General features: G+C 66.9%; 10 protein-coding genes. 3 read left to right on the top strand and 7 right to left on the bottom strand.

All coding sequences use genetic code 11. The annotated features are described in order from the left end of the window. Positions 1 to 45 precede the first annotated feature (45 nt). Positions 46 to 1,305, bottom strand: coding sequence for a CynX/NimT family MFS transporter (locus B0T44_RS10530; RefSeq protein WP_077117160.1), 1,260 nt, complete (start codon positions 1,303 to 1,305; stop codon positions 46 to 48). 65 nt (positions 1,306 to 1,370) lie between these two features. Between B0T44_RS10530 and B0T44_RS10525 the strand changes: the two genes are divergently transcribed. Beyond that, positions 1,371 to 2,042, top strand: a complete 672-nt coding sequence (locus B0T44_RS10525) for a FadR/GntR family transcriptional regulator (protein ID WP_077117158.1) — start codon at positions 1,371 to 1,373, stop codon at positions 2,040 to 2,042. Between the two features lie 33 nt (positions 2,043 to 2,075). Here B0T44_RS10525 and B0T44_RS10520 read toward each other — a convergent pair whose 3' ends face one another. From B0T44_RS10520 to B0T44_RS10510, 3 genes are all read right to left on the bottom strand, one after another. Beyond that, complete coding sequence (locus B0T44_RS10520; protein ID WP_077117156.1) at positions 2,076 to 2,927, bottom strand: TIGR02569 family protein; 852 nt, start codon at positions 2,925 to 2,927, stop codon at positions 2,076 to 2,078. A gap of 97 nt (positions 2,928 to 3,024) precedes the next feature. Beyond that, positions 3,025 to 4,209 (bottom strand): adenylyltransferase/sulfurtransferase MoeZ, encoded by a 1,185-nt coding sequence (gene moeZ, locus B0T44_RS10515; RefSeq protein WP_077117154.1) that lies wholly within the window; start codon positions 4,207 to 4,209, stop codon positions 3,025 to 3,027. Positions 4,210 to 4,369: 160 nt separating this feature from the next. Then, positions 4,370 to 5,440: a DUF3152 domain-containing protein gene (locus B0T44_RS10510; protein ID WP_425436858.1), complete on the bottom strand. Its 1,071-nt coding sequence runs from the start codon at positions 5,438 to 5,440 to the stop codon at positions 4,370 to 4,372. A gap of 208 nt (positions 5,441 to 5,648) precedes the next feature. Here B0T44_RS10510 and fasR point away from each other — a divergent pair, with 208 nt between their 5' ends. After that, on the top strand, positions 5,649 to 6,314 hold the full coding sequence (gene fasR / locus B0T44_RS10505) for an HTH-type transcriptional activator FasR (RefSeq protein ID WP_077117152.1): 666 nt from the start codon (positions 5,649 to 5,651) through the stop codon (positions 6,312 to 6,314). A gap of 83 nt (positions 6,315 to 6,397) precedes the next feature. Here fasR and B0T44_RS10500 read toward each other — a convergent pair whose 3' ends face one another. From B0T44_RS10500 to B0T44_RS10490, 3 genes are all read right to left on the bottom strand, one after another. Further along, complete coding sequence (locus tag B0T44_RS10500; protein WP_077117150.1) at positions 6,398 to 6,625, bottom strand: DUF3107 domain-containing protein; 228 nt, start codon at positions 6,623 to 6,625, stop codon at positions 6,398 to 6,400. Positions 6,626 to 6,756: 131 nt separating this feature from the next. After that, positions 6,757 to 7,458, bottom strand: coding sequence for a ferritin-like fold-containing protein (locus B0T44_RS10495; RefSeq protein WP_077117148.1), 702 nt, complete (start codon positions 7,456 to 7,458; stop codon positions 6,757 to 6,759). 40 nt (positions 7,459 to 7,498) lie between these two features. Continuing rightward, on the bottom strand, positions 7,499 to 8,545 hold the full coding sequence (locus B0T44_RS10490; RefSeq protein ID WP_081511923.1) for an alpha/beta fold hydrolase: 1,047 nt from the start codon (positions 8,543 to 8,545) through the stop codon (positions 7,499 to 7,501). 589 nt (positions 8,546 to 9,134) lie between these two features. On the opposite strand from B0T44_RS10490, the gene B0T44_RS10485 reads away from it, so the two are divergent. Next, a complete protein-coding gene (locus B0T44_RS10485; RefSeq protein WP_077117146.1) occupies positions 9,135 to 10,898 on the top strand; it encodes a DEAD/DEAH box helicase in 1,764 nt (587 codons plus the stop codon). Positions 10,899 to 10,918 lie beyond the last annotated feature (20 nt).

Below are 10,918 nucleotides of genomic sequence, written 5' to 3'. Positions count from 1 at the left end.
GTGAGGTCCCCGCGCACGTTTCGCATCAGGTGACGCGGCGATTACTCAGCGTTTGAGCCAGCTGTCTTCCAGCATCCGCGGCTTACACGCTTGCCAGGCGGCGACCAGCAGGACCAGCACGGCCACCGACAGCAACCCGAACGGGGCGGCCCAGCCCCCGGTCGCGGTGTGCAGGGTGCCGAACAGAACGGGTCCCGCGCACGCCACGGCGTAGCCGACGCCTTGGGTGAAACCCGACAGGGCCGAGGAACCGGCCTGGGTGCGGGTGCGCAAGTTGATCAGCGTGAGCGCCATCGGGAAGGTGCTCGGCCCGAGGCCGAGGATGATCACCCACAGCAACGGCGCGCTCATCGGCGCGATCAGCAGTCCGCCGTACGCCACGAGGAAGCAGAGCGCGCAGCCGACGACCACCGGGAACGGATTGTGCAACCGAGCTGCGACCGTGGGCGCGGTGAGCGAGGCGACCAGGCCCATCAAGGAAAACAGCGCGACCATGCTGCCACCGAACGCCGCGCTTGCGCCCGCGTCGGCGAAAATCGCGGGCAGCCAGGCGAACACCGCATAGGTGGAGAGCGAGGTCATGCCGAACATGCCCGCCATGCCCCACGCAACCGGGGAACGCCATACCTGCCCAGCTTTCTCTGGCGCACCGGGCAGGACGACAGCGCGATCACCGTCTGCTCGTTCCCGTCCGCGCAGGACACCCAGCCACGGCACCGCGGCCAGGAACCCGGTAATTGCCCACAGTCCGAGCGAGATCCGCCACCCCTGCGTGTCGGCGACCGGCACCGCAATGAGCGCGGGGATGACCGTGCCCAGCTGCACCATGGTGATGTACAGCGCGCTCATGATCGCGACCCGGTCCGGGAAATAGCGTTTGACCAGCGGCGGAATCACCACATTGCCAATACCCATACCGGCGAGCGCCAGCGCGGAGAATCCGAGCAGTTCACCGGTGCCGGAGACCAGCACTCGGATGAGCATGCCCGCTCCCGCCGCGAGCATCGCCACCAGCGCGGTGCGTTCCAGACCGATCCGGGTCACCAGCAGCGGGGTCAGCACACCCGACAGCGAGAACATCAGCGTGGGAATCATGCCGAATACGCCGATGATCGCGGTGGAGTAGCCGATCTCCTGACCGATCCGTTCGGCCAGCGGGCTGAATGCGGTGACGGCGACGCGCAGGGTGAGCGCCGACATGATGATGGCCGCGAATACCAGCAGCCTGCCCTCGAGCAATGGGCGCTTGTGCGCGGCCGCGATACTGTCCGGGCTCGTCGAAGTGTCGGTCAGGGTCCCTGTCACCCGAAAATCGTAGGATGACCCTATGACCAATCTCAACCTATTGTGACCGGCGGTACTCTGTTGCCGTGCAACCCGTCCGACGCACCAGCCTCATCGCGCAGGTCACCGAACAGCTGCGCGCCGAAATCCGTTCCGGCCGCTGGCCCATCGGCAGCCGCATCCCGACCGAGCCAGAACTGACCGAACTCACCGGCACCGGCCGCAATACCCTGCGCGAAGCGGTGCAGGCCCTCGTCCACGCGGGAATGCTCGAACGCCGCCAAGGCTCGGGCACCTACGTCATCGCCACCTCCGAAGTCGGCGGCACACTGGCAAAATATTTCGCCGACGCCCAGGAACGTGATGTGCTGGAACTACGCCAGGCCCTCGACACCACGGCCGCCACCCTGGCTGCCCGCCGCCGCGACGACACCGATATCCAGAACCTGCTCCGCCTGCTCGACATACGCAACACCGCATGGAGCGAGGACCATCCCGACGCCATCGCGGCGGATGTGGAACTCCACCGCGCCATTGTGATCGCCAGCCACAATGCGGTCTATCTCGAGTTCTACGACTCCCTGCTGCCGGTGATCGAAGCAGGAATACGTTCCCGCACCAGCAAAAACGACGACGCCTACGACGCTGAACACGCCGAACTGGTGCAGGCCGTCATCGACGGCGACCCCGAACGCGCCGCCGCAGCAGCCCGCTGCTTACTCGGTGCGCTCATCGCCGAATACCCCCACGTCGGATAGTTGTGTACACCGCCAGGTGTACACCGCGCAGCCTCAGAGCAGCAGCCGCACCATATCGGCGGTCCGGGCCAGCCCGGGCAACGCCTCCGCGGTCGAGCGCGGGTGCAGCGCATGTACCGCCAGCCGGAACATCACCGCCCGCAACAACATCTGCGGCCATTCCGGCAGATCCGCCCACCGTTCCAGCAACCCGTCGTCGGCGCCGCCCCACGACAGCGCATCGACCACGATCACCCCGGCTGCCCACGCCGCGGGCCGCCAGTAGGGAGTGATATCGGTCAGCCCCGGGGTATCCAATCCGGCGAACAACACCGTGCCGAACAGGTCACCGTGCACCAGTTGTGCGGGTGAGCGCACCGGTTTGCGCAATGTCGCCAGCTGACCGATCAGTTCCAGGCTGTGCCGCCCGTCGGGCGAAGTCAACGGCACCGCGCCACCCGCGCGCAGTGTGCGCAACGGCACCGCCTCCCATGCGGCCCGGTCCGCGGCCGCGAAAACATCCACATCCAGCCAGGTCACGGCCGGTGGCTGCGCCAGGAACCGCGGCCGGTCCAACGCCACGGTGGCGGTATGCAACCGCAGCGACACCGACACAACCTCGTCGTGCCGCGGCTCCGGAGTACCCGGCAGATAGGTATCGGCACGCCAACCCGAGACGACGTAGCGGCCGTCGGTGGCCCGGACCGGACGGGCCACCCGCAGCCCGTCGACCCGCAGGTTCTCCCTGACCTTCGCCGACCATGCCGCCCTGGCATGATCGGCGACAGGGCTCAGCACCACATCGCCGAGGCGCCAGCCGCCCTCCCAGTCTTCCATCGCAACCGGGGTGACTTCGCGCAGACCGAACGTGGCACGCACATGCTCGGGAGGTTCCACAGTGGTCACGGCCGTACCGTACTCCCGGCAACCCGGACGAACCGGACGCCGCGCCGTGTCAGGTGAGGCGAGCGCGTCCGGTCCCCGCTCGGTCGCGGCGACGTGTTCAGTACACCGGTAGCGATGGATCCACCTGATTGGCCCAGGCAATCACGCCGCCCTGCAGATGCGTGGCATCGGCGAACCCGGCGCGTTTGAGTGCGGCCAGTGCCTCCGCGGAACGGATACCGGTCTTGCAGTGCAGCACGATCTTGCGGTTCTGCGGCAGCTCCGACAGCGCCTCCCCGGACAGGATGCGGTCCTTCGGGATCAGCGTCGCACCCTCGATGTGCACGATGTCCCATTCCACCGGTTCGCGCACGTCGATCAGCTCCACCGGGTCACCGGAGTCGAGCATGTCCTTCAGCTCGCGCGCGGTGACGGTGGAACCGGCGGCCGCGGCCTGCCCCTCTTCCGACACCACACCGCAGAACGCGTCGTAGTCGATCAGTTCGGTGACCGGCTGACGTTCCGGATCGCGGCGCAGCTTGATGGTCCGATAGCTCATATCCAGTGCGTCGTACACCATGAGCCTGCCCAGCAGCGGGTCACCGATACCGGTGATCAGCTTGATCGCCTCGGTCACCATGATCGAGCCGATGGACGCGCACAGCACACCGAGCACACCGCCCTCGGCGCAAGACGGCACCATTCCCGGCGGCGGGGCCTCCGGGTACAGGTCGCGGTAGTTGATACCACGCCCGTCCGGCGCATCCTCCCAGAACACCGACACCTGGCCCTCGAACCGGAAGATCGAGCCCCAGACGTACGGTTTGCCCGCCAGTATCGCGGCGTCGTTGACCAGATAACGGGTGGCGAAGTTGTCGGTGCCGTCGAGGATCAGGTCGTATTCGGAGAACAGTTCGACGGCGTTGTCGTTGTCCAGCCGGAACTGGTGCAGCCGCACCTCGACGCCGGAGTTGATGTCCAGAACCGAATCACGAGCGCTTTCGGCCTTGGGACGGCCCAGATCGGATTCCCCGTGGATGACCTGCCGTTGCAGATTCGAGGCGTCGACCTCGTCGAAGTCGATGATGCCCAGCGTCCCCACACCGGCGGCGGCCAGGTAGAGCAGCGCGGGCGAACCGAGCCCGCCTGCGCCGATGACCAGCACCTTCGCGTTCTTCAACCGTTTCTGCCCGTCCACCCCGACGTCCGGGATGATCAGATGACGGCTGTAGCGGGCGACCTCATCCCTGGTCAGCTCCGCGGCCGGGGCCACCAGTGGCGGCAGGGACTTCGGTGATGACACGTCCAGAACTCCTCGTATCGATGGACCGATCACTGTGCGGCGAGCGCAACGCAGCGACGCTTCTGTCCGATACAACACCGGCGACCGGCCTGTTCTTCCCGGCCATCGTCGCGTATCGGCGGCGGGGTCGGGCAACCACCCCCACGCTCCCCGTCGCCGGTCATCCGCGCGGATACGGCCACGGGTTGAACCGGCAGTGCTTACCGTCCATCGGGACCACGCCGTGCGGGTCGAGCACGGCGATGTCGTTGTTGGCGGTACCGAAGGTCTGCTGCATCATCACCGGCGCCAACCCACCCTCGCTCTCGCACGGCTGATGCTGGTGGTAGCCGATGGCGTGACCGACCTCGTGATTGATCAGGTACTGGCGGTAGGAGCCGATGTCGCCTTCGAAGGCCAGCGCGCCGCGCACCCAGCGTGCCTCCGAAAGCACCACCCTGGCCAGATCGGAGTTGTAGCACGAGGAATCGATGGGGATCTCGAACCCGCAGTACTTCCTGGTGGTCTCGCGAGAGGTGAGCGAGATGCGAAAATCCGGTTCGCCGGAGTCGATCCGGCGGAACGCGAATTTGTGGTCGCGGACCCAGCTCTTCGGGTTGGCCAGGGTGGAGTCGATCATGCGCGCGACCGATTCGTCACCGCCGAAATCCGAAGTGTCCAGCCCGTTCTCCACCTCGACCGTGTAGCTGAACACCCGCTGCTCACCGGCCCCCACCTGCTCGGTACCGCCCGGCACCACCCGCCACGTTCCCGCCGCGGATTCGGTGAAGGCGCCGCCCTCTGGCAGCGCTCCGGTGGGCAGGTGCTCGGGAAAGCGCCCGTCTCCCGGCGGTGCACCGATAACGCCCGCGCTGGCCGGGGGCGGGCCGAGCCTGCCCATCGAGGGTTCCTGTGCAACGGGGGCGGGATCCGGGCCGCGGCGCACCGCGTCCGCCACCACGAAAACGGTGATCGCGATCAGCACCGGCAACGCATAGGCGCGCCAACCGTAGGTGGCGACGAAGCGACCGAGCGCGCTCTGTTTCTTCACCTCGCGGTCGGATCGCTGGGTGCGGGGACGGCTCTCGTCTGCGGTCGGATCCCAGCGAGCACGCAACGGCTGATGGGAGCGGACCCCGGTGGGGTCCGACGCTTCCTGTGGTTCGGACCCTACGGAGCCGGAGATGTCGAAGTCTCGGGGGCGGAGAGCACTACGCCCGCCGCCGGAGGACTGTTCCGGTCGGTCGGTCACGTGCACCAGACTCTCACAGTGCTTCCGCCCGCCGTACCGGCCCGTCGAGTAGGTCCGAGGCCGCGTGCGCCGAAGTGCCCGAAGCGCATACATTCGATGAGCAAGCCCGCTTCCGCAACCCCGATCCGCAAACAGGGGATGACCGAGTATCGTGCTTGAGATACCCGGTACACACCCCTTTGCCGGGGAATCGACTGGGAGATCCGAAATGACTGACCTCGTGGACCGGATGACGTCCCGCAGAGTGCCATCGGAGGCCATGACCACGCCCAAACGCGGTACCCGGCTTCCGCGCGATGAACGGCGCCAGCAGTTGCTCACTGCGGCCAGTGAGGTATTCGTGCTTCGCGGTTACCACGCCTCCGGGATGGACGAGATATCGCAATGCGCCGGCGTCAGCAAGCCGGTGCTCTATCAGCACTTCACCAGCAAACTCGAGCTGTATCTGGCAGTGCTGCAGAACTATGTCGACATGCTGGTGCAGAGCGTGCGACAAGCGCTGCGCTCCACCACCGACAACAAGCAGCGGGTCCGCGCCGCCGTGCAGGCCTACTTCGATTTCGTCGACAACGAGATGCAAGGTTTCCGCCTGGTCTTCGAATCCGATCTGACCAACGAGCCGCAGGTGCAGCGCCGGGTCGAGCAGGCCACCGAGGCCTGTGTGGACGCGGTCTTCGATCTGGTGGCCCACGATTCCGGTTTGGACCCCTACCGCGCCCGAATCCTGGCGGTGGGGCTGGTCGGTGCCAGCCAGTTCACCGCACGGTACTGGCTGGAGGCGGATCGCCCCATCCCCAAGGACGAGGCGGTCGACACCACGGTGGCGCTGGCCTGGGGCGGTCTGTCCCATGTGCCGCTGCACCCGGTCGGCTGATCTGCCCGTCGGCCAACCTGGCCATACGCGAAAGCCCCCGGTATCGGTGCATGCATCGATACCGGGGGCTTTGTTCGTTGGCGTCAGACGGCGGCGAAACCGACCCGGCCGCCGGTCGCGGTGCCGATCTCGACATAGGCGACCTTATTGGCCTGGATCAGGAATTTGCGGCCCTTGTCGTCGGTCAGCGCCACGACACCGCCGTCGCCGCCCAGCGCAGCGGATACCAGCTTCTCGACCTCGTCCGGAGTCTGCGAACTGGAGATGACGAGTTCGCGCGGGCTATCCGAAATACCGATCTTGACCTCCACGGCCAACCTCCGAACCTAGAGTCCTGTGCTGTCGATCCCAGGCTAATGCAGCCTGCCCCCGGCCTGATAAGCGTGGGCTCCGCTTTCAGCGAACACACGGGCGGATACGGTGAGCCGGTCGACGCAGACCATCAGAGGCCGAGCACAGCCATCCGCTGGGCGTGCGCCATCTGCATCCGGTCGAACAGGGTGGCGATACCGTTGAGGTCGCCGGTCGCGGTGAGCACCAGTTCGGTGAGCTCGTCGCGCTGGGCCATCACGTACTGGGCCTGGGTGATCGCCTCGCCGAGTAGACGGCGCCCCCACAGGGTGAGCCGGTCGCGTTCGGAGCGGCTGGCGGCGACGGCGCTGCGTACCTCTTCGATGACGAATTCCGAATGATCGGTTTCGGCGAGCACATCACGCACCACGGCCGCGACGTCCGGGCTGAGCACACCGGCGATCTCCCGGTAGAAATCGGCGGCGATCCCGTCACCGACATGGAACTTCACCATCGATTCCAGCCACGTCGACGGGTCGGTGGAGTTGTGGTAGGCGTCCAGGGCGCGCACGAACGGCGCCATCGCGGTGTACACGTCGGCGCCGCGCGCGGTGAGCGCCTGGTCCAGCAGCTGGAAATGCGCCATCTCCGCCGCAGCCATCTTCGCCACCGCGACCTTGCCGCGGACGGTCGGGGACAGTTTGGCTTCCTCGGCCAGCCGGTAGAACGCGGATATCTCGCCGTAGGCCAGTACCGCGAACAGATCCGTCACACCGGGGTGGTCTGCGGGGACGAACTGCTGGGCCTGCGTGGACGGTGATACAACCGGCGCGGTGGCGGACTGTGCTCCCATGGCATTCCAGCGTAGTACCCGGTCGGCGCCCCGGCGTTGTTCACTCGGCCGCGTCGAGGAACTTGTCCAGATACGTCCAGGTGCTTTCTCGTGCGGTGGCCCCGGCCAGAATGCCGAGATGGCTACCAGGGGCGGTTTCGTAACGCACCGATGCTGCCCCGGTCAGCGTCCTGGTTCCGGCTTGCACCGCGGCCGCGGGGGTGATCACATCGGCAGGGCCGCCCACCAGCAGCACCGGCGCGGTGACATCGGCGAGCGCGATATCGCGCTCGCCGAGCCGGACCACACCGCGGCCGATATCGTTGTGCAGGATCAGCCTGCCCCACAGCTGGCCGTACAACCGGCCCGGGTAACCGGGCATCTCGGCCATGAACCGGTCGATGGTCTCCATTTTCGCCAGGGCCTCGGTGCGGGCGATATTGCTCGCCACGAACCACGGCCTGCGCAATTCCCGGTCCCAGGCGGTAGCGCGGTAGGCCAGTCTGGTCAGCGGGGCTGGCACACCCCCTGCGATGCGGATCGCGGTGGAGGTGGCGATACCTCCGGTGAGCCGGGCCACCGCGCGCAGCTGCGGCATCCCGGTCATCTTGTCGTAGTCCAGCGGCGCGCCGATCGCGGTGATGGAGCGGATCGGCAGATGCGTGCCGGCGGCCGCGGTCAGCAACGACATCGTGCCGCCCAGCGACCAGCCGACCAGATCGACCGGTGCGCCGCCACGATCAGCGCTGACCCGCCGTATCGCTTCGGGCAGGATGTCGTCGATCCAGTCTTCGAAACCCATCCGCCGGTCGGCGAAGGTGATCTCGCCGTAGTCGATCACATACGGTGCGCGGCCGGTGTCCAGCAGGAATCGGGCCAGGCTCTGCTCGGGCCGCAGATCGAAACAGCTGGCGGGTGCGGCCAGCGGCGGCACCAGCAGAACCGCGCCCGCAGCGGCGGCGGCGACCGGTTCGAAGCGGCGGAGTTGGCGGTGCGGTTCGTCCCACAGCACGGTCGCCGGTGTCGGCTCGGGCTCCTGCACGCCGGGGCCGAAGGTCAGCGCCCAGGCGTTGCGCGCGGCAAGGGTGACGGTGTCTGCGATGCTCACCACAAGAATGTCCCACACCCGGTACCCCTGGTTACAGCTAGCCTCGGTGAGCGGCCGCGTGGTGTGGTTTTCCGGTTGCTGCGGTATTCGTCACGCCGAGGCATTCGCCACGCCGAATGAATTGCCCTGTCGCGCAGGAGTGCCCGGCCGGTAGCACAAGGAAAACGAAGTAATCTCCACGCATTTGCCGCCGTGGATTTTCGAGCCGAGCACATTATCACGCTACAATCACTGTGGACAACGGAAATTTTGCGCTCGATCGAGGTCACCGGGCATCGCCGAAGCTTCGAACCGGCGGGCTGCAGGTCGCCGATCGCGGCGCCGCGGTTTGCCGTGGTTTCCCGAGTCCAACGGAAAATGTGCGCGCACCAGATCCGCGTCACCGATGCGCCGCGCCGATGTCTTTCCAGGCAGTCCCCCGACCAGATGGGTGCCGCTGACATCCGGCAGGCGGCCCGGGTGAGTATCGCAGGGCGGATCCGTGGTCGATGTGGACCCACCGGTCCGCCCCACGCCTCGTGCGCGTGTGACGCGATAACGAGGAAAGGCACGAAAACTGAGCAAGATCACAGTCGATCAGGAACCCGGTCTGGCGGACACCCTGCTGACAGCTGAACTGGACACAACCCACGCAGCGCCGACATTCGCCGAATTGGGGGTTTGCAACGACATCGTTCGCGCGCTCGGCGAGATCGGAATCGAACGTACTTTCGCTATCCAAGAACTCACCCTGCCCTTGGCGCTCGGCGGGGAAGACCTCATCGGTCAGGCCCGCACCGGTATGGGTAAGACCTTCGGATTCGGTGTGCCGCTGCTGCACCGGATTTCCGCCGCAGACTCCGGCACCGCCGCGCTGGACGGCACCCCGCGCGCGCTGGTCATCGTGCCGACGCGGGAGCTGTGTCTGCAGGTCACCCAGGACCTGGAGAACGCGGCGAAATACCTGACCAACCAGCAGGGCCGGCTGAAAGTGACCTCCATTTACGGTGGCCGCCCATACGAGGCACAGATCGAGGCGCTGCGCGCTGGAGTCGACGTCGTCGTCGGTACGCCGGGCAGGCTGCTCGACCTGGCCGACCAGCAGCATCTGATTCTGGGCAAGGTCGGCGTGCTGGTGCTGGACGAGGCCGATGAAATGCTCGATCTGGGTTTTCTGCCCGATATCGAGCGCATTTTAGGGATGGTGCCGGAGAAACGGCAGACCATGCTGTTCTCCGCTACCATGCCCGGCCCGATCATCACGCTGGCACGCACCTTCCTGAACCGCCCCACACATATCCGCGCCGAAGAACCTTCCGATTCGGCCGTGCACGACCGCACCACCCAGTTCGTCTACCGCGCCCACGCCCTGGACAAGGGCGAATTGATCGCGCGGGTGCTGCAGGCCGAGAGCCGCGGCGCCACCATGATCTTCACCCGCACCAAACGGACCGCGCAGAAAGTCGCCGACGAGTTGTCCGAGCGCGGTTTCGCCGTCGGCGCCGTACACGGCGACCTCGGACAGATCGCCCGGGAGAAAGCGCTGTCGAAATTTCGGAAAGGCACCATCGACGTGCTGGTGGCGACCGATGTCGCCGCCCGCGGAATCGATATCGACGACGTCACGCACGTCATCAACTATCAATGCCCCGAGGATGAGAAAACCTATGTGCACCGCATCGGCCGCACCGGTCGCGCGGGCCGTACCGGTGTCGCGGTCACGCTGATCGATTGGGACGAACTCAACCGATGGGCAGCCATAGATGCCGCACTCGGCCTCGGTATTCCCGACCCCGTCGAAACGTATTCACGGTCCCCGCATCTGTATTCGGATCTGGGGATCCCGGAGGGCGTCTCCGGCGCCATCCGCAAACCCGCACGCGAGCGCGACGACGACGCGGTGGTAGTGGAACGCCCCGCCCGCACCCCGCGCACCCGCACCCGCAGGCGCACTCGCGGCGGTAAACCGATCGAACAAGACACCACCGTGCCGCAGCCGGAGACGGCAGCCGACGGCAGCGAAACCCGGCCCGACACCGGGAGCGGCACGGACGCCGCGGACACGAATGAACGCCCGGCGCGGCGCAGGCGGCGCAGGCGCAGGTCCGACACCGGCGACAACACGACCACCACGGCGGAAACCAGTGCCGACGCCGATTCGGCGCCCGAGACCGACGACGCGGGTATCGACACCACCGATGTCCCGGCGGGCACCGACAAGCCCGCACGGCGCCGTCGCCGACGCCGCAAGCCGGCCGCCACGGACGCCACCCCCGACGCTGCGACGGGGAACGACGCCGCGGTGCAGGCATCCAACGGCTCCGCGAGCGGTTCGGTAGCCGATTCGACGAACGACGCCACCGCGTCGGCGTAGGCCGCGTATCCGTTACGCTC

The organism is Nocardia donostiensis (assembly GCF_002081715.1).
Taxonomy (GTDB): Bacteria; Actinomycetota; Actinomycetes; order Mycobacteriales; family Mycobacteriaceae; genus Nocardia; species Nocardia donostiensis.
The sequence above is the reverse complement of the archived record's forward strand: the minus strand, read 5'-3'. Positions and strand labels throughout refer to the sequence as shown.